Source organism: Micromonospora sp. NPDC005413 (assembly GCF_040606435.1).
Taxonomy (GTDB): Bacteria; Actinomycetota; Actinomycetes; order Mycobacteriales; family Micromonosporaceae; genus Micromonospora.
In genome coordinates, this window is record NZ_JBEXEV010000016.1 from 76,594 (window position 1) to 95,335 (window position 18,742).

Annotated in this window: 13 protein-coding genes; 8 read left to right on the top strand and 5 right to left on the bottom strand. The window is 72.5% G+C overall.

The annotated features are described in order from the left end of the window. Positions 1 to 122 precede the first annotated feature (122 nt). Both ABZS37_RS18665 and purE read left to right on the top strand, forming a co-directional pair. Positions 123 to 1,298, top strand: a complete 1,176-nt coding sequence (locus tag ABZS37_RS18665) for a 5-(carboxyamino)imidazole ribonucleotide synthase (RefSeq protein ID WP_355170445.1) — start codon at positions 123 to 125, stop codon at positions 1,296 to 1,298. Between the two features lie 31 nt (positions 1,299 to 1,329). Further along, positions 1,330 to 1,821 (top strand): 5-(carboxyamino)imidazole ribonucleotide mutase, encoded by a 492-nt coding sequence (gene purE, locus ABZS37_RS18670; protein ID WP_355170447.1) that lies wholly within the window; start codon positions 1,330 to 1,332, stop codon positions 1,819 to 1,821. A 78-nt stretch (positions 1,822 to 1,899) separates the two neighbouring features. Here the strand turns inward: purE and ABZS37_RS18675 are convergent, their stop codons facing one another. Both ABZS37_RS18675 and ABZS37_RS18680 read right to left on the bottom strand, forming a co-directional pair. Further along, positions 1,900 to 6,795, bottom strand: coding sequence for a permease (locus ABZS37_RS18675; protein WP_355170449.1), 4,896 nt, complete (start codon positions 6,793 to 6,795; stop codon positions 1,900 to 1,902). Between the two features lie 149 nt (positions 6,796 to 6,944). Further along, positions 6,945 to 8,372 carry a UDP-glucose/GDP-mannose dehydrogenase family protein gene (locus tag ABZS37_RS18680; RefSeq protein WP_355170451.1) on the bottom strand — a complete coding sequence of 476 codons (1,428 nt, stop codon included), beginning with the start codon at positions 8,370 to 8,372 and terminating at the stop codon, positions 6,945 to 6,947. Positions 8,373 to 8,622: 250 nt separating this feature from the next. On the opposite strand from ABZS37_RS18680, the gene ABZS37_RS18685 reads away from it, so the two are divergent. Both ABZS37_RS18685 and ABZS37_RS18690 read left to right on the top strand, forming a co-directional pair. Next, a complete protein-coding gene (locus tag ABZS37_RS18685; protein WP_355170453.1) occupies positions 8,623 to 9,792 on the top strand; it encodes an acyl-CoA dehydrogenase family protein in 1,170 nt (389 codons plus the stop codon). A gap of 432 nt (positions 9,793 to 10,224) precedes the next feature. After that, entirely contained in the window at positions 10,225 to 11,445 is a 1,221-nt protein-coding gene (locus ABZS37_RS18690; RefSeq protein ID WP_355170511.1) for a multidrug effflux MFS transporter, read from the top strand. 37 nt (positions 11,446 to 11,482) lie between these two features. Here the strand turns inward: ABZS37_RS18690 and ABZS37_RS18695 are convergent, their stop codons facing one another. Continuing rightward, on the bottom strand, positions 11,483 to 12,154 hold the full coding sequence (locus ABZS37_RS18695) for a hypothetical protein (protein WP_355170455.1): 672 nt from the start codon (positions 12,152 to 12,154) through the stop codon (positions 11,483 to 11,485). A gap of 23 nt (positions 12,155 to 12,177) precedes the next feature. Here ABZS37_RS18695 and ABZS37_RS18700 point away from each other — a divergent pair, with 23 nt between their 5' ends. Both ABZS37_RS18700 and ABZS37_RS18705 read left to right on the top strand, forming a co-directional pair. Next, the gene (locus ABZS37_RS18700; RefSeq protein WP_355170457.1) at positions 12,178 to 12,696 is read left to right on the top strand and encodes a hotdog domain-containing protein; all 519 of its coding nucleotides are present in this window, start codon (positions 12,178 to 12,180) and stop codon (positions 12,694 to 12,696) included. A 142-nt stretch (positions 12,697 to 12,838) separates the two neighbouring features. Beyond that, a complete protein-coding gene (locus ABZS37_RS18705; RefSeq protein WP_355170459.1) occupies positions 12,839 to 14,809 on the top strand; it encodes an acetoacetate--CoA ligase in 1,971 nt (656 codons plus the stop codon). Between the two features lie 216 nt (positions 14,810 to 15,025). Here ABZS37_RS18705 and ABZS37_RS18710 read toward each other — a convergent pair whose 3' ends face one another. Further along, positions 15,026 to 15,715, bottom strand: a complete 690-nt coding sequence (locus ABZS37_RS18710) for a TIGR03089 family protein (RefSeq protein ID WP_355170461.1) — start codon at positions 15,713 to 15,715, stop codon at positions 15,026 to 15,028. A gap of 149 nt (positions 15,716 to 15,864) precedes the next feature. Between ABZS37_RS18710 and ABZS37_RS18715 the strand changes: the two genes are divergently transcribed. Together ABZS37_RS18715 and ABZS37_RS18720 are read left to right on the top strand one after the other, a co-directional pair. After that, positions 15,865 to 17,010 (top strand): glycosyltransferase family 1 protein, encoded by a 1,146-nt coding sequence (locus ABZS37_RS18715; protein ID WP_354995697.1) that lies wholly within the window; start codon positions 15,865 to 15,867, stop codon positions 17,008 to 17,010. 63 nt (positions 17,011 to 17,073) lie between these two features. Continuing rightward, positions 17,074 to 18,165 (top strand): sugar phosphate nucleotidyltransferase, encoded by a 1,092-nt coding sequence (locus ABZS37_RS18720; protein ID WP_355170463.1) that lies wholly within the window; start codon positions 17,074 to 17,076, stop codon positions 18,163 to 18,165. On the opposite strand, the gene ABZS37_RS18725 is transcribed toward ABZS37_RS18720, so the two are convergent. After that, a complete protein-coding gene (locus ABZS37_RS18725; protein ID WP_355170513.1) occupies positions 18,134 to 18,736 on the bottom strand; it encodes an NUDIX hydrolase in 603 nt (200 codons plus the stop codon). The genes ABZS37_RS18720 and ABZS37_RS18725 overlap by 32 nt on opposite strands. Between the last annotated feature and the right edge of the window lie 6 nt (positions 18,737 to 18,742).

Sequence of the window (18,742 nt, forward strand, 5' to 3'; positions counted from 1 at the left end):
CGTCCGAGGTAGCGCGCGGTAGTTGTCCGCGCCGCACGCCAGGCGGTCCGTCCAGCGCTTCCCGGGCGGGCCGCCGGCCCTCCGGGTGGGCGCGTCGGCGTCCCGGATAGGCTGGCCGCGCTATGGATTCCCGTACCGGTCTGCCTGTTGTCGGCATGGTGGGTGGCGGCCAGTTGGCCCGGATGACCCATCAGGCCGCGATCGCCCTCGGCCAGTCACTGCGTGTGCTCGCGACCGCCCCCGACGACGGCGCGGCGCTTGTCGCCGCCGACGTCCAGTACGGCGACCACACCGACCTGGCCGCCCTCCGTACCTTCGCCAAGGGCTGCGACGTCGTCACCTTCGACCACGAGCATGTGCCCACCGAGCACATCCGCACGCTGGCGGCGGAAGGGGTGACCCTGTACCCGCCGGCGGACGCGTTGCTGCACGCCCAGGACAAGCAGGTCATGCGGGAACGCCTGACCGAGCTGGGTGCGCCCAACCCGGCGTGGCGGCCGGTCGGCGAGCCCGCCGACCTCGTCCGCTTCGGCGAGCAGCTCGGCTGGCCGGTGGTGCTCAAGGCGGCCCGGGGTGGCTACGACGGCCGGGGCGTCTGGATGGTCGACGACGCCGCCCAGGCCACCGAGCTGGCAGCCACGCTGCTCGCCGGGGGGACCCGGCTGATCGTCGAGGAGCGGGTGCCGTTGCGCCGGGAGTTGGCCGTCCAGGTGGCCCGGTCGCCTTTCGGTCAGGTGGCCGCGTACCCGGTGGTCGAGACGGTGCAGTCCGACGGCATCAACGTGGAGGTGCTGGCCCCGGCGCCCGGCCTGGACGAGGAACTGGCGGTCTCCGCCCAGCAACTCGCCATCGACCTGGCCACCGCGCTCGGCGTGATCGGTCTGCTGGCCGTGGAGCTCTTCGAGGTGCGCGACGACGCCGGCCGGCCCGCGATCGTGGTCAACGAGCTGGCGATGCGCCCGCACAACTCTGGGCACTGGACCATTGAGGGTGCCCGGACCTCCCAGTTCGAGCAGCACCTACGGGCGGTGCTGGACTACCCGATGGGCGATACCGCGCTGACCGCGCCGGTCGTGGTGATGGCGAACGTGCTCGGCGGCGAGCCGGGCGGAATGTCGATCGACGAACGGCTGCACCACCTCTTCGCCGCCGAGCCGGGTGCCAAGGTGCACCTCTACGGCAAGCAGGTGCGACCCGGTCGGAAGATCGGGCACGTCACGGTTCTCGGCGACGACCTGGACGACGTACGGGCGCGGGCCGCGCGGGCCGCGCGTTGGCTGCGCGAGGGGCACGAGTGAGTCACGCTGTCGTGAACGAGGAGGGGCCGGAGTGAGCACGGTCGGGCTGATCATGGGCAGCGACTCGGACTGGCCGACCATGCGGGCCGCTGCCGAGGTGTTGGACGAATTCGGTGTGGCGTACGAGGTGCGGGTGATCTCGGCACATCGGACTCCGGTCGCGATGATCGAGTACGGCCGCGACGCCGCCGACCGGGGCCTGAAGGTGGTCATCGCCGGGGCTGGTGGTGCTGCCGCCCTGCCGGGCATGGTGGCCTCGGTGACGCCACTGCCGGTGATCGGTGTGCCGGTGCCGCTGAAGCACCTCGACGGCATGGACTCGCTGCTGTCCATCGTGCAGATGCCGGCCGGGGTCCCGGTCGCCACCGTGTCGATCGGCAACGCCCGCAACGCTGGCCTGCTCGCCGTGCGAATCCTCGGCGCCAACGACGAGAACCTGCGCGCAAGAATGACGGCCTACCAGCAGGACCTGGAAAAGCTGGTAGCCACAAAAGAAGCCGCCCTCCAGGCAACCCTCCGGTAGATCCCGCCACCCCGGCCCTCAATGGGGTCGATCATGAAGTTTTGGCGCCCGAAAAGGGATGCGCCGTGACCCTCCGGTTCATCTCATGCCGCGTAGCGCGGTCTGTAGGCGTTCCTGGGCGCGGCGGCGGCGCTCGTTGCTGGCGCCGAGCACGAGTAGCAGGATGCCCACCGGGATCAGCGCCAGCCACGGGCCGAGGCTGAACAGCGCGTGGATCGCGGTGATCGCGGTGACCGACGCGCCGACGATCACCGGGGCCTGCTGCTGGCTGGACGAGCCGAAGATCAGCACCGCTACCGCGCCGAGCAGCAGCAGCATCTGCCGCAGCGTGCTGGACTCGGTGGCCAGCACGATCGCCAGCGTCGGCACGAAGGCGGCGACCAGCGCCGGCCCGTACGCCACCCAGCTGCTCAGGTCCGGTCGATGGCGCAGCTCCAGGACTCCGACGAGGAGGGCGAGCGCGGCGAACGGCAGCGTGTACGCCTCGGGCAGCGCCACGTCGGCGACTCGCATCAGGATCCACCACGCGGTGATCTCGCAGACCACCACCGCCCAGAACAGGATCCGGCGTTCCACCGGCCGGCGACCGGGCCGGGTCGCCGCCACGCCGAGGACCGCGCCCCAGGCGGCCAGCAGGGCGGCGATGTGCCGGGGTGAGTCGAAGGCGAGGGCGAGGGCGATCAGCGCCGCAGCGTATCCGCTCCACTCCACCGTGGCGGCCTCGCGCTGCGCCTCGGGACGGCGCAACCGGGGCAGGGTCGCGGCGAGCACCTGCAGGACAGCACCGACGGCCAGCACCCCGAACGCGGACCAGACCGGGGCCAGGCCGGCGACCAGTCCGGCGGTGAGCACGAAGAGCTGCGCCATCAGCGAGGCGAAGAGCCAGCCGAGGATGCGCGCCCGCTGAGTGGTGCCGAACAGCGCCGCGACCGCGCCCACGCCGACCGCGCTGCCGAGGGTGAACAGGGTCAACTGCCGGTCGGCCAGGCTGCCGGCCAGCCCGGCGCTGCCGCCGGCCAACCCGATGACGAACACCAGCACCCGGGCCAGCCGTAGCGAACGGGCCGGCTCGACCAGCGGCGGCGGCGGGGTCAGCGCGAGGCCGAGCATCGCGATGGTGAAGACGGAGAGCGCGGCGACGGTGCTCGCCGGCCAGCCCCAGCCCAGCGCGATGGGCGCGATCAGCAGCGTGACGGCGGCACCCGGCAGCACCACCGGCACGGCACGGGACCGTCGCCCGCCGCTGAACCCGGTGGCGGCCAGCGCCGCGGTCGCGGTGAGCAGCAACGCCGTCAGCACGTGGGTCGGGTTGACCACGTCCGAGGGCGGGGTGAGCAGCTCCGGTGGCGGCCCCTGCCAGATGCGGGTCAGCGTGCGGTGCGGTTCGATCAGGGCGGTGACCAGGGCCGGTGCGATCGAGGCGAGTGCCAGGGCGGTCGGCAGGGCCGCCGCGGCCAGTGCGCCCGCGGCCGGGTTGACGCGCCAGCGCCGCCGGTCCGGGTCGTCTGGCAGGCGCCGTAGCGCGCCGTCGAGCCGTACCGCCCAGCGCCGGACCGGCTGGGCGGAGCCGATCGGCGGCACGGTCGCCCCTCGGATCAGCTCGGCCAGCACGCCGAGCAGGCCGGCGGCGGCCGCGTAGACGCCCGCGGGGAGGCCGGTGGGAATGGCGGCGAGCGCACTGATGGTGGCCCCGCCGACCACCGCCACGCTGACCCATGGCAGATATTGGGGCACCTGCCGGCGGACCGCGGCCACGGCGGCCAGGCCGAGGCTGGACGCGGCCAGCGCGGCGGTCAGGACCACCTGCGCCGAGTGTTCGAACTCGGCGGACAGTGCCGCCACCGCACCGGGGAGGGCCAGCAACGCGGCACCGATCGCCGCGCCACCGATCTGCACCAGGTGCGGAGGCATCCCCTCGGTTTCGATGTCGGTCACCTGTGGGCCGGCCAGGACGCGGGCCAGCGTGGCCACCACCACGCCGATCAACGCGATGCTGCCCAGCGCCAGCGCGGTGGTCCACGGCCGGACCAGGCCGGCTCCGGCGGCGTGCAGTGCGACCACCCCGGCCACGGTGGCCCGAGACAGCCCGGCGCGCGCCTCCTCCGTGGCCACGGCAGCCATCCCGTAGAGGGTGGCGACCATGCCGCCGACCAGGACCGGCGACCACCAGGCCAGATCGAAGGCGGCCGGCGCGCCGATCGTGGCGAGCACCACCGCCACACCGGACACATCCCAGCGCCAGGGCGGCGGGAGCAGGATGCCGGCGGCGAGAGCCAACAGCGCCAACGCGATCGGTGCCTGCCAGGTGGCACCCCCGACGGGCGCGGCCGGCCAGTCGCTCAGGTCGCCGTTCCAGATCGGGCCCGGGGTGGCCAACACGCCGAACCCACCGCGCACCGCCGACCAGCCGGCGAGGACGCCGATGAGGACACCGCCGACGGCGAGGCCGAGAATCGGTCCGCGTCGCCACTCCTCCGGCATGGCGCGGGCACCCACGGCGACCACGAGGACCAGGCCGGCGGCCACCGCCAGCTGCCCGCCCGGGGCGAGCACCGCCCCGATCCGCACCAGCGTGGCGATCAGGGCGGTGGTGACCGCCGCGGCGGCCAGGTCCGAACCGTCCAGGGTGAGGTCGGCGCGACGGCCGGCGTCGATGGACGGGGCCAGGAAGAGCAGCACCGCCGCGACCAGTAGCAGCGCACCCACCCAGGCGTCGGCGACGGTCGCACCGGGCGCGCCGAACGCGGCGGCGGTGACCATCAGCGCGCCCAGCCCGGTGCCGACCGACAGGGGCGCGGGGATGCGGCGCTGGGAGACCTGCACCACGGCGGCGTAGCCGAGGGTCACGCAGACCGCCAGGAAGCTGGCCGCCAGGACCGGGACGGTCACCTCCCGGAGGCTGGCCGGGGTGGGGGTCGGGTCGGTCGGCATGGTGGCTGCCACGAACGCGGCCACCGCCCCGGGCAGCGCGAACGCGGCACCTCCGGCGGCCCACGCGGTGACCGTGTCGGAGGCGGCCGAGGCGATCCGGACCCGGGGTGCCAGCGCGACCAGCGTGCCGGCCGTGAACAGGCTGAGCAGGACCGCGGCGGTGAGTGTGGGGCTGGACAGGCTGGCACCCGCGCCGAACAGGCCCACCACGGCCGCCCCGACGGCGTGCGCCACCGCGGCTCGCACGGTGCGCGCGGAGAGCCCGATGACCCCGATGCCGATCGCGGTGATCACCATCGGCCAGGGTGCCGTCACCCAGCCGAGACCGAACGACGCCGGAACGGCGAGCGCGGTCAGCGCCGCGCCGGCGACCGCGAACTCGCGGCGGATCTCCGTGGGCAGCGCCAGCACCGCCGCGATGGTGAGCAGGAATGCGGCGCCTGCGAGCTGCCAGGTGGTCGGCCCGACCGCGGCGGCCAACTCGGCCGGATGCCGGTCGAGGTCGGCACCCCAGGCGGGCAGTGCCGCCCGGACCGGTGCCACACCGGCGCGTAGCGCGCCTCCGGCGACCACCAGACCGCTGACGGTCAGCGCCACCGCCGAGGCGATCTGCGGGCCACGTCGGGCCGCCTCGGGGACCGCGCGCACCGCCAGCCCGGTCACCGTGATGACCGCCGCGATCAGCAGCAACGCCCGGCCGGGAAGAGCCACCGAGGCGATTCGGCTGAGTGCGCCGATCACGGCCAGGGTGACGATGCCGGCCGCGACGTCGGGCAGCGGCGGGCGACGCAGCACCAGCGCGCCGGCCAGCCCGACCGCGGCGGCCAGCAGGAGCACCACCCCGGCGCCGCTCGCGGTCGGCACGGTCTGCGCCCGGAGCAGGGCGGTGACCGCGTACGCCAGGGCGACGGCGACCGCCACCGCGTGCAGCAACCACGTCAGCTCACGCAAACCGGGTACCGGGCGGGTCGGCTGCGTGTCGGCGGAACCCACGCCGGCGTCGATCAGCTCGGCGGCCTCCTCCGGGTCGCCCTCCGGCCGGCTCTCGGTGCTGCGTTGGCGGGGTGCCGGCGGGGTGCCCGGCGTTGGCAGGTCCTGCCGGACGGGGCGTTCCACGGCCACGCCGGAGCGGGCCAGCCAGAGGTCGACGAGGGCGACCAGGGCCAGCACCAGGGCCCAGCCGCCCGGCCCGGTGATCTGGTCGTACGCCAGCAGCGGCAGCACCGGCTGCGCGGCGAGCACGGTGGCGAAGCGGGGTGCGCGCAGGCCTGTCCAGCTGGCGTACCCGAGTGCTACGGCGGCGGTGATCGCGAAGATCACCCCGGCGAAGATCGCGGCGGAGGCGCCGCCGTTGCCGATCCGGTCCACCGCCCAGAGGGCGTTGCCGGCAAGCGGCACCAGCAGCAGGCCGACGGCGGCGATGGTCTCGGCCGTCGAGGTGAGCCCGCGCCGGGCCAGCACCGGCGGGGCGAGCAGCATCAGCACGGTGGCCAGGAGGAGGATGCCGAGCCGGGCCAGCGCGTCCATCGAGCTGGTCGCCACCGCGGCGAAGACCACCGCGGCCACCCCGAGCAGCAGCGCGCCCAGGCCGAGGGGGATGTTCTGCACCTCGCGCGACGAGGCCTCCGGCGGGTGCTCCGGGTCGTCCGCGTCCAGCCAGGTCGGCCGGGGCGGAGGCGGCGGCGGGTCCTCCGGGGCGGACGGAGCGCCCTGGCGGGGCACCCGGGGCGGCGCTCCGGTGGTGGCGGTCGGTGGCCGCCGGCCGGGCCGGCGGCGTAGCACCCGACGTGGCCGGGTTGCCTGCTTGAGTCGCTCCTCACCGGCGTGGGCGAGGATGTCCCGCTGGAAGAGTGCGGCCTGCATCTTGGCGGCGATCTGCCGCTGCTCGCGGGCGATGGCGGCATCGCGCGCCTTCATCTCCGCGATCGAACGTTCGATATCCGCCAGGTGCTCGGCCCACTGCGGCTGATCAGCCCCACAGTGCGGACACCGGACGGCCGGCTTGATCTCCCGGCCGCACGAGGAGCATTGAAAGGTCGCCACGACACCCCTCCACCCGCACTGTGGACTCCCACTCTCGCAGCATGCCCAAAGCTGGCGCGGATTTCGACTCTTGTCGGCGGGTCCGGGGCAAACAACGACACCGGCCGGCCACCGAAATGCTCGGTGGCCGGCCGGTGAGGTCCGTTCCGTCAGGGGCGGCCCATGCCCCGGTACTCCCAGCCGGCCTGGGTCCACAGTGCCGAGTCGAGGCAGTTGCGGCCGTCGACGACCTTGCGGCCGCCGACCAGTTCGCCAAGGGCGACCGGGTCGGCGTTGCGGAAGTCGGCCCACTCGGTGAGGACGCAGACCAGGTCGGCGCCGGAGACCGCCTCGTTGATGCCGGTCTCGTAGGTCAGCTCGGGAACCGCGCGGCGGGCGTTCTCGGTGCCCTGCGGGTCGTACACGTGCACCTCGGCGCCGGCCTTGTGCAGCAGCGCGGCGACGGCGAGCGCCGGAGCGTCGCGGACGTCGTCGGTGTTGGGTTTGAAGGTGGCACCGAGCACGGCGATCCGGGTGCCGGAGAAGTCCGGGCCGGCCGGGCCGGAGCGGCGGCCGAGCAGATCCGCGGCGAGCTGGAGCACCCGGTTGCGGCGGCGCAGGTTGATCAGGTCGACCTCGTGCAGGAAGCGCAGCGCCTCGCCGGCACCCAGCTCCTGGGCGCGGGCCTGGAAGGCTCGGATGTCCTTGGGCAGGCAGGCGCCGCCGAAGCCGAGGCCGGCCTGGAGGAACCGGTTGCCGATCCGCGGGTCGTAACCGATCGCACGGGCCAACTGGGTGACGTCGCCACCGGAGGCCTCGCAGACCTCGGCCATCGCGTTGATGAAGGAGATCTTGGTGGCCAGGAAGGCGTTCGCGGCGACCTTGACCAGCTCGGCGGTGGCGAAGTCGGTGACCACCAGGGGAACCTCACGGTCCTCGGTGGCGGCCAGGTCGAACACGCCCTTGTGCGCGGCGTAGAGCATGCCGTTGGCCCACTCGCTCTTCACACCGACCACGATCCGGTTGGGGCGCAGGACGTCGTCGACGGCGAACCCCTCCTGGAGGAACTCGGGGCTCCACGCCACCTCGACGCCCAGGTCGTTCGGGGTGTGCTTGCCGACGAGCTGCTCGACCCATTCGGCGGTGCCCACCGGCACCGTGGACTTACCGACGATCAGAGCCTTGCGGGTCAGGTGCTGCGCGAGGCTGGTCACCGACGCCTCGACGTACGACAGGTCAGCACCCATCCCGCCGACCCGCTGGGGGGTGCCGACGCAGATGAAGTGCACGTCACCGAACTCGGCGGTCTCGGCGATGTCGGTGCTGAACCGGAGGCGGCCGGCGGCGAGGTTGCGGCGGAGCAGCTCATCCAGGCCGGGCTCGTGGATCGGCACCTCACCGGCGTTCAGCATGGCGATCTTGTCGGCGTCGACGTCGAAGCCGAGCACCTCGTACCCCAGTTCGGCATAGCAGATTGCGTACGTCGCACCGAGGTAGCCGGTCCCCAGGAACGTCACCCGCGGCCGGGGTGCGCCCGAAGGAGGCGTCACTGCGGCGATGGCGGGGGTCGGCTGGATGGTGGGGTAGGGGATCGTCACGCCTGTCTTCTCCGCTCGCAAAGGCGGCGCGTCGTCGCGTCGCATTCTTCTGCGGCGCCTCGGCGGGCACCGGAGGGGTGGCTCTGTCGTCTGTCTTCCATCATCGCCCAGCGGCGTGGGTGCTCCGTCATGCCCATACCTACGCGCCGGTAACATCACCTGAACTGCAGTAGTTATCCTTCAGTCTGCGCGCTCGGCGGTCACGGAAGGCTACAGACTGCGCATGATAGCGGTGAAGGGGAGGCCCGAGATGGCCGTAGGGGAGTCGTTCGACGTCTACCGGTTGCCTGAGGAGCACGAGGCGATCCGGGAGGCGGTGCGTGCGGTCTGCACCGCGAAGGTGGCTCCGCACGCCGCCGAGGCCGACGAGACCGGGGAGTTTCCCAAGGCGTCCTACGACGCGCTGCGGGCGGCCGACTTCCATGCCCCGCACATCCCCGAGGAGTACGGCGGGGCGGGTGCGGACGCGCTGGCCACCGCCATCGTGATCGAGGAGGTGGCGCGGGCCTGCGCGTCCTCCTCACTGATCCCGGCGGTGAACAAGCTCGGCACGATGCCGCTGCTGCTGTCCGGTTCCGAGGAGCTCAAGCGCCGTTACCTGACGCCCGTCGCGGCGGGCGACGCCATGTTCTCGTACTGCCTCTCGGAGCCGGAGGCGGGCAGCGACGCGGCGTCGATGACGACCAGGGCGGTGCGTGACGGGGATCACTGGGTCCTCAACGGCGTGAAGCGCTGGATCACCAACGCCGGTGTGTCCGAGTTCTACACCGTCTTCGCCGTCACCGACCCGGCTGCCCGCTCCCGGGGCATCTCGGCCTTCGTGGTCGAGAAGTCCGATGCCGGGGTGAGCTTCGGCGCCCCGGAGAAGAAGCTGGGCATCAAGGGCTCGCCCACCCGAGAGGTCTACCTCGACAATGTCCGGATCCCGGCCGACCGGATCATCGGCGCGGAGGGCACCGGCTTCGCCACCGCGATGAAGACCCTGGACCACACCCGGGTCACCATCGCCGCCCAGGCCGTCGGGATCGCGCAGGGCGCGCTCGACTACGCCAAGGGGTACGTGGCCGAGCGTCGCCAGTTCGGCAAGGCGGTCGCCGAGTTCCAGGGGATCCAGTTCATGCTCGCCGACATGGGCATGAAGCTGGAGGCCGCCCGGCAGCTCACGTACGCCGCGGCCGGCAAGTCCGAGCGGGGCGACGGGGACCTCACCTACTTCGGCGCGGCGGCCAAGTGCTTCGCCTCCGACGCCGCCATGGAGATCACCACCGACGCGGTGCAGTTGCTCGGCGGGTACGGCTACACGCGTGACTACCCGGTCGAGCGGATGATGCGGGACGCCAAGATCACTCAGATCTACGAGGGCACCAACCAGGTGCAGCGGATCGTCATGGCCCGGCAGTTGCTGGCCGACGTCGTCTAGGTCGTCCCTCCGGTCAGACGCCGTCCGCTGGTCCGGTGTGCCGTAACCGGCATGCCGGCCCACAGAGGTCCTGGCCGGGGCTGTCCGTGCGGGTTCGGGTGAGACCGGTGCGTGGCGTGACCCCCCACACACCGGGAACGTCGCACGCCCTCAGGGCGTTGGCGAGCGAGAGAATCACCTCATCGGACGATCGCCTCATCCGGCCACCCCCGCCGCGGCCCCTGCCTCGTCACTTCTCGCTGCCCACCGTCGGGCAAGCCCACATCGTGCCCGCCGCAACCGGGGGTGCGGTGACGCCTCAGCGGTCGCACGTGACGACGCACCAGCTTCCGCAGAAAGATCGAGATAATGAAGCAGTTGGTGGACAAGACCGGGCCCGGCACCCGCAAGGGAGACCCGAGTGCGACCGAGGAAGTGCTGCCCGGCGACCTGATGACCAACCGTCAGCGGCTGCAGCTCGTCCTCGTGCTGGGCGCGTTGATCGCGATCGGGCCGCTGACCATCGACATGTACCTGCCGGCGCTGCCCGCCATCACGGCGGGTCTCCAGACCACCGAGACCGCGGTGCAGTTGACGCTGACCGGCACGCTGGTCGGCCTCGCGTTGGGCCAGTTGCTGATCGGGCCGCTCTCCGACGTGGTCGGGCGGCGCAAACCCCTGCTCGCCGGGCTGGCCGTGCACGTCGTGGCATCCGTGCTGTGCGTGTTCGCACCCAGCATCGGCGTGCTCGGCGCGCTGCGCGTACTGCAGGGGCTCGGCGTCGCGGCCGCCACCGTGGTCGCCACAGCGATCGTGCGCGACCTGTTCAGCGGTGCGTCCTTCGCCCGGATCTTCTCCCGGCTGATGCTCGTCATGGGTCTGGCGCCGATCCTCGCGCCGACCCTGGGCAGCGGCGTGCTTCGCTGGACCGAATGGCGGGGCGTCTTCGCGGCGCTGGCGGTGCTGGGTGTGCTGCTGACCGTCGTGGCCGCGCTCCGGTTGCCGGAGACCCTGCCGGTGGCTCGCCGCCGACGTGGTGGGGTGGGGGCGACCCTGCGCGACTACCGGCGGTTGTTCAACGACCGGGCGTTCATGGGTCTGGTGCTGGTCGCCGGGTTGGCCATGGCCGCCCTGTTCGCGTACGTCTCCGGGTCGTCCTTCGTGCTGCAGGACCAGTACGGCCTCAACGAGCAGGAGTTCGGGCTGGCCTTCGGTGCGGGCTCGGTCGGCCTGATCACGGCCACCCAGTTCAACGTCCGGCTGCTGCGCCGCTTCACCCCGCAACAGATCCTGGTCAGCGCTCTGATCGCCGGAACGGCGGCCGGGCTGGTGCTGGTCATGTTCGCCGTGACCGGTTTCGGTGGCCTGGGCGCCCTGTTGGCGTCACTGTGGCTGGTCCTGGCCGCGACGGGCCTGGCCATGCCGAACGCGCCGGCGCTGGCGATGACCCGGCACAGCGAGGCCGCCGGGACCGCTGCCGCGCTGCTCGGCGCCGTGCAGTTCGGCATCGGCGCGGTGTCCGCACCCCTGGTGGGGTTGCTGGGCACCGGGAGCGTACCGATGGCGATCGTCATCGCGGGCGGCATGGCCGCCGCGCTGGCGGTCATGCTCCTCGTCGTTCCCCGCGCCAGCCTCGGCACGGGTGACCCGGACCTGGCGGTCGCTCTGCACTAGAGAGAGGGCGGGCCGGTTGCCCGGCCCGCCCCGACGATCAGCGGATCTCAGTGGTGTCCTCGGGGCGCGGTTGACCGCGCGGTGGGGCGGACCAGGGTGACTCGCCACCCACCCGGCGGGGCAGCGGCTCGGTCGGTGTCGGATCGGCGGGGTAACCCAGGGTGAGGGGCGCGTTGTCGCGCTCCGCGGGCGCGGGGGACGGCCAGTCGGTCAGCGTGAAGTCGTCGTTGCCGGGGCCTCGCTCGGGCGCGGGGACCGGCGCCGCGGTCGGCTCGGCCGCCGGGAGCGGCCACTGCCGCCAACGCTGCCCGCTGAAGGTCGCCATCAGCAGCAGCAGGCCGATCAGGAAGAGCGTGCCGTTCTCCACGGGCAGCCGCAGCGGCAACGGATCGCCGAACACCTTCCACCCCTGCGGGATCGCGTCCCGCATCGCGAAGGGCGCCACGAACATCCCGACGTACGGGATGACCAGCAGCAATCCAGCCACCAGCGGGCCCAGCGGTGAGAAACGCAGCGTGCCGAGAAGGCCCAGCAGGACACCGCCGACACCGAGGTACACGGCCGGCTCGATCAAGTTGGCGGTGTTGAAGGTGCCGATCTCCACCCAGCGGTCGACCGTCCGGCTCGACCCGTCCTGCCCCAGTGTGACCAACACCCAGGTGATGGGCGCCACCACCAGCCCGGCGAGGAAGCTCCAGAGATGTCGCATCCGCGCACCGTACCGTTTTCGGCATGACTGAGCACCTCTCCGCCGCTCCGACCGGCAAGCCGACGTCGTACTCACGCGTCACGCTGAGCAAGATTATGACCGCGGTGGACGTGAACCTGTACGGCACCGTGCACGGCGGGGTTCTGATGAAGTTCGTCGACGATGTGGCGGGGGCCGCTGCCGCCCGGCACAGCGGCGGGACGGCGGTGACCGCGGCGATCGACGAGATCGTCTTCTCCGAGGCGGTCCGGGTCGGTGACCTCGTGCACGCACACGCGCAGGTGAACTGGACCGGTCAGACCTCGATGGAGGTGGGCGTGCGGGTGGTCGCCGAACGATGGGACTCGGCCGAGGACGCGCCGGTCCGGGTGGCCACCGCGTACCTGGTCTTCGTCGGGGTGGACGTGGGTGGGGCGCCGCGCGTGGTCCGCCCGGTGCTGCCCGAGACGGCGGAGGACGAGCGCCGGTACAAGGAGGCGGAGATCCGTCGCGCGCACCGCCTGGCCCGTCGCCGGGCCATCCAGGCCCACCGCGCCGGCTGAACCACATGGGTTGGTCAGGTGGAGTGTGGGCCGGGCACGCGTCGATCGGCGGACCCGGTGCGCAGAATGGCGCTTCGAGGTAGGGCAAGATGGCGCCACGGCCCATTCACAGTGTCGTGCCGGGCCAGGGGAGGGTGGAACAGTGGGTGACATGCTGTGGGCGCCGCCGGCGGACGTACGCGAGCGGTCCCGGATCGGTGCCTACCTGCGCTGGTTGCGGGAGCACCGTGGGCTGGACTTCGCCGACTACGACGCGCTGTGGCGCTGGTCCACCACCGACCTGGACGGTTTCTGGCGCTCGATCTGGGACCACTTCGAGGTGATCGCGCACACCCCGCCGACCGCCACCCTGGTCGACCGGGGGATGCCCGGCGCCCGCTGGTTTCCCGGGGCCACGCTCAACTACGCGGAGAACGTGCTGCGGATGCCGGGACGTGTCGATGACGACCCGGTGGTGATCGCGCACGGGCAGACGCGACCACCGGTCACGCTGACCGCCGCCGAGTTGCGCGAGCAGGTCCGCCGGGTGTCTGCCGGGCTGCGCCGGCTCGGCGTCACCGCCGGTGACCGGGTGGCGGCGTACGCCCCGAACATCCCGGAGACGTACGTCCTGCTGCTGGCCACGGCCAGCCTGGGCGCGACCTTCTCGTCCTGCGCACCCGAGTTCGGCACCCGCAGTGTCACTGACCGGTGGCAGCAGATCGAGCCGGCCGTGCTGGTCGCCGTGGACGGCTACCGGTACGGCGACAAGCCGGTGGACCGGCGTGCCGAGGTCGCCGCGATCCGGGCCGCTCTGCCGTCGCTGCGGCACACCGTGAGCATCGCGTACCTGGACCCGGCGAACGCCCCGCAGGAGGGGACGCTGGGCTGGGCCGAGCTGGCCGCGCCCACCGACGAGCCGTTGACGTTCACGCCGGTGCCGTTCGACCACCCGCTGTACGTGCTCTACTCCTCGGGCACCACCGGGCTGCCCAAGCCGATCGTGCACGGCCACGGCGGCATCCTGCTGGAGCACCTGAAGATGCTCGCCCTGCACCACGACCTGGGCCCGACCGACCGGTTCTTCTGGTTCACCACCACCGGCTGGATGATGTGGAACTTCCTGGTCTCCGGCCCGGCGGTGGGCGCGACCATCGTGCTGTTCGACGGCAACCCGGGCCACCCCGATCTCGGTGGGATGTGGAGGCTTGCGGCGGAGACCGGCACCACCTACTTCGGCACCTCCGCGCCGTTCCTGTTGGCCTGCCGCAAGGCCGGGCTGGTGCCCCGCGACGTCGCCGACCTGTCGGCGCTGCGCAGTGTGGGTTCCACCGGTGCGCCACTGCCCGCCGAGGGCTTCCACTGGGTGTACGAGACCGTCGGCGACCGCCTCCAGCTCCAGTCACTCTCCGGAGGCACCGATGTGTGCACCGGTTTCGTCGGCGGGGTGCCGCTGCTGCCGGTGTACGCCGGTGAGATCGCCTGCCGGGCGTTGGGCGCCAAGGTGGAGGCCCGTTCCGCCGACGGCACCCCGGTCATCGGCGAGCTGGGCGAGCTGGTGATCACCGAGCCGATGCCGAGCATGCCGGTGGGCTTCTGGAACGACCCGGACGGCACCCGCTATCGGGAGGCGTACTTCGACGTCTACCCGGGCGTCTGGCGGCACGGCGACTGGATCACCATCAACGAGCGGGGCGGCTGCGTGATCACCGGACGCTCCGACGCCACGCTCAACCGTGGTGGGGTGCGGCTGGGCACCGCCGAGTTCTACTCGGTGGTCGAAGGGCTGGACGAGGTGCTCGACTCGGTCGTCGTACACCTGGAGGACGACGAGGGCGGTGCCGGTGAGCTGCTGCTCTTCGTGGTGCTGGCCGAGGGCCTGGAGTTGGACGACCCGATGCGCGCCATGATCTGCCGCGAACTGCGGACCGCGCTCTCACCCCGGCACGTGCCGGACGAGATCCACCAGGTGCGCTCGGTGCCCCGCACCCTGTCGGCGAAGAAGCTGGAGGTTCCGGTCAAGAAGATCCTCACGGGCACCCCGGTCGACCAGGCCGCAGCCAAGGGCGCCCTGGCCAACCCCGAGTCCCTGACGGCCTTCGCCGCCCTGGCCCAAACCCGAACCCACCCCTAACCACCCCCCCCGCTCCGCCGCCCCCGCCGCCCCCGCCGCCCCCGCCGCCCCGCTAACCCCGCCGCCGCCCCGCCCCAGCCCCCGCCCAGTCGATCTAGGGCATATCGTCGTCGGATGATCTCCGATCACAGCGATATGCCCTAGATCGACGAGAGCAGAGGGCGGGCGCGGGAGCGGAGGGCGGGGGCGGGAGCAGAGGGCGCGGGTGGGGCGGGGTTACGGGAGGGGGTGGGTTACTTTTTCCGTGGTTAGGCGGGTGGGAAGGCGGGCTGGGTCCAGGTTGGCGCAGAGGACCACGGTGGCCGCACGGGTCAGTGGGGCCAGCAGCCAGTCGACCGGGTCGGGGTGCCGGGCGGCGTCGACGAGGACTCGGGCGCCGGGAAGAATGCCCAGCTCGGCGGCACGGGCCTGTGCGCGGGCCAGCAGGTGATCGTCGGTGGGGCCCGGCCCGGGTCGCGGGGTGAAGTGGTCGCCGTGCCGGCGTACCTCGACCACGTAGTCGGCGAACCCGGGCGGCACCTGCCGTAGCGGCGCGGCGAGCGGGGCGAGCCCGAGGGCGTACCGCTCGTCGGCCGGCCAGGACTGCGCCTCGTCCAGCCGGTCGGCGGCGGCGAAGAGCACATCCACGTCACCCGCTGTGTCGACGACGCTCAGCTTGGCCGACCAGCAACCCAGCAGCACCGCCGCGGTCTGCCAGTGTGGCGGCAGCAGCACGCCGGCCGTGGTGCCCGGGGCGAGGCCGACCTCGTCGACGAGGAGGTTGGCGGTTTTCGCCACCCAGTTCGCCAGTGTGACCCCGGAGAGCTCGGTGCGGTCGCCGCTGGCATCGTCGTACCAGGTGAGCAACGGTCGGGTCGGGTCGTTCGCGATCGCATCGGCGAACACCCGCGAAATGTTGTCGGCCATCGGTGCGAACGATACGCCCCTGTGGGCCGTACTCGAAGACGATGACAAGTCGGCGTACCGTCGGGTCGCAGTCAGCGTCGGTGGCGCGCCCCGGCGTAGGCTTGGCCCCCGGAGTGTTGTTCCCCACAGACTGCAAGAGGAGTCGCCCCGTGACCGCCGGTCGCCCGCCCCGCGTGCTCATCGACGCCACGAGTGTCCCCGCCGACCGTGGTGGTGTCGGTCGATACGTCGACGGTCTGCTCGGCGCCCTCGGCAAGGTGTGCGGGTCGGGGGTGGATCTGGCCGTGGTCAGCCTCCGCACCGACCAGGAGCGCTACACGCGGATGCTGCCCGGGGCGGAGATCATTCCCGCCCCGGCCGCCGTGGCGCACCGCCCGGCGCGGCTCGCGTGGGAGCAGACGGGCCTGCCGCTGCTCGCCCAGCAGGTGGGCGCGCACGTGCTGCACTCGCCCTTCTACACCTGCCCGCTGCGGGCCGGGTGCCCGGTTACGGTCACCGTGCACGATGCGACGTTCTTCACCGAGCCGGAGCACTACGACAAGTCCCGCCGCACGTTCTTCCGCAGCGCCATCAAGACCTCGCTGCGTCGCGCCGACCGGGTGATCGTGCCCAGCAAGGCCACCCGGGACGAGCTGATCCGGCTGCTCGACGCCGACCCGACGCGGATCGACGTGGCCTACCACGGTGTCGACCAGGCCGCCTTCCACGCACCCACCGACGAGGAGAAGGCCCGCGTCCGTGCCCGGCTGGGGCTGGGCAACAGCAGCTACGTCGCCTTCCTCGGCGCCAAGGAGCCGCGTAAGAACGTGCCCAACCTGATCCGTGGTTGGGCGCGTGCCGTGGCCGACCGGGCCGACCCGCCGGCCCTGGTGATCGCCGGTGGGCAGGGGCACGACGACGACATCGACCGGGCGGTGGCCGAGGTCCCGTCGCACCTTCGCCTGCTGCGCCCCGGTTACCTGCGCTACGCCGACCTGCCTGGTTTCCTCGGCGGCGCGCTGGTCGCCGCCTATCCGTCCTACGGCGAGGGGTTCGGGCTGCCGATCCTGGAGGCGATGGCGTGCGCCGCCCCGGTGCTGACCACGCCCCGGCTCTCGCTGCCCGAGGTGGGCGGCGACGCCGTCGCGTACACCTCGGAGGACCCGGAGCAGATCGGCACCGACCTGGCAGCTTTGCTCGACGACGAGCAGCGGCGGCTGTCGCTGGCGAAGGCGGGGTTCGACCGGGCCAAGGAGTTCACCTGGGAGTCCAGCGCCGAGGTGCACATCGCCGCCTGGAGTCGCGCCCGTTCGTGACCGTCCGGGCCCCTGGCGGTGACCCATGCCACTCCGGGCGGGTTCGTCAGGCATGATGTGCGGATGCTTTATGCGGTCATTCCGGCAGGTGGCAGCGGCACAAGGTTGTGGCCGTTGTCCCGCGCCGGCCACCCCAAGTTCCTCCACCCGCTCACCGGCACCAGCGCTTCGCTGCTCCAGGCGACCGTGGAGCGGCTCGCGCCGCTGACCACACCGGATCGGACCCTGGTGGTCACCGGTGCCGCGCACGTCGCGGCGGTGGCCCGGCAACTGACCGGTCTGCCCGAGGAGAACATCCTGGTCGAGCCCTCCCCACGGGACTCCTGCGCGGCGATCGCGTTGGCCGCAGCGGTGATTGCGGTGCGCGACCCGGACGCGGTGATGGGCAGCTTCGCGGCCGACCACCTGATCCGCGACCCGGGAAGCTGGGTCCGCACGGTCCAGGAGGCGGTTCGCGGTGCCGAGCAGGGCATGTTGATGACCGTCGGGATCACCCCGACCCGGGCGGAGACCGGCTACGGCTACCTGGAGACCGGCGACGAGACCGAGGGTTCGCCGTGGCGACCGGTGACCGAGTTCAAGGAGAAGCCGGGCGCCGAGGTCGCCGAGGCGTACGTCCGTTCGGGCCGGCACCTGTGGAACGCGAGCATGTTCGTGTGGCGGGTGGACGTCTTCCTCGCCGAGTTGGCCCGCCAGCAACCGGCGCTGCATGCTGGCGTCGCCGCGATCGCCGCCGCCTGGGGCACCCCGGAGCAGGACGAGGTGCTCGGCGCGATCTGGCCGACGCTGCAGAAGATCTCCGTCGACTACGCGGTGATGGAGGGCGCGGCCACCGCGGGTCGCGTCGCGACCGTGCCGGGCGACTTCGGTTGGAACGACGTCGGCGACTTCCACACCCTGGGCGACGTGCTGCCGGCCGACGCCGCGGGCAACGTCGTGCTCGGCTCTGACGCCAAGCCGGGTGTGCTGCTGCGGGACAGCGCCAACCTGGTGGTCGTGCCGCAGTCCGGTCGGTTGGTGGCCGTCCTCGGGTTGCGCGACCTGATCGTGGTGGACACCCCGGACGCGGTGCTGGTCTGCCCGCGCGACCGGGCCCAGGACGTCAAGGCCCTGGTCGACGAGCTCAAGGAGCGGGGCGAAGAGGGCTACGTCTGAGGGCTGCGAGGGCCGGCGCGACCAGTTGCACGGTCCCGCCGGCCAGCGGCTCGGGCAGTTGGTCCGGCGGGAACCAGCCCAGTTCCTCGGCCTCGTCGCTGACCTGCTCCACCGCTCCGGGTGGGGCGAGCACGGCGAACCGGACGTCGTGGTGCAGGGATCCGCCCTGACACTGCACCGGGTGCACGTCGACGTCGATCGGGACCGGGTCGATGCGCAGGCCGGGGATCCCGGACTCCTCGGTGGCCTCGCGGAGCGCGGCGGCGACCAGGGTCTGGTCGGTCGGCTCGCAGTGCCCGCCGAGTTGCACCCAACGCCCGAACTTGCCGTGTAGACAGAGCAGCACCCGCGTGCCGGTGGCGTCCAACACAAAGGCGCTCGCGGTGATGTGCCCGGGGCGGTGCTGCCGGCTCATCGTGACCGGACCGGCGCCGAGCAGCCGGAGGGTCCGGTCCCGCGCGACGGCTGAGTTCGGGCTGGTGGGCTGCCAGCCCTCGAGCAGCGCCGTGGCGTCGGCGTGCAGCTCCGCGTACCCCTCGGGGCTGGTCGGGTGGGCGGTCGGTCCGGTGATCGCGGT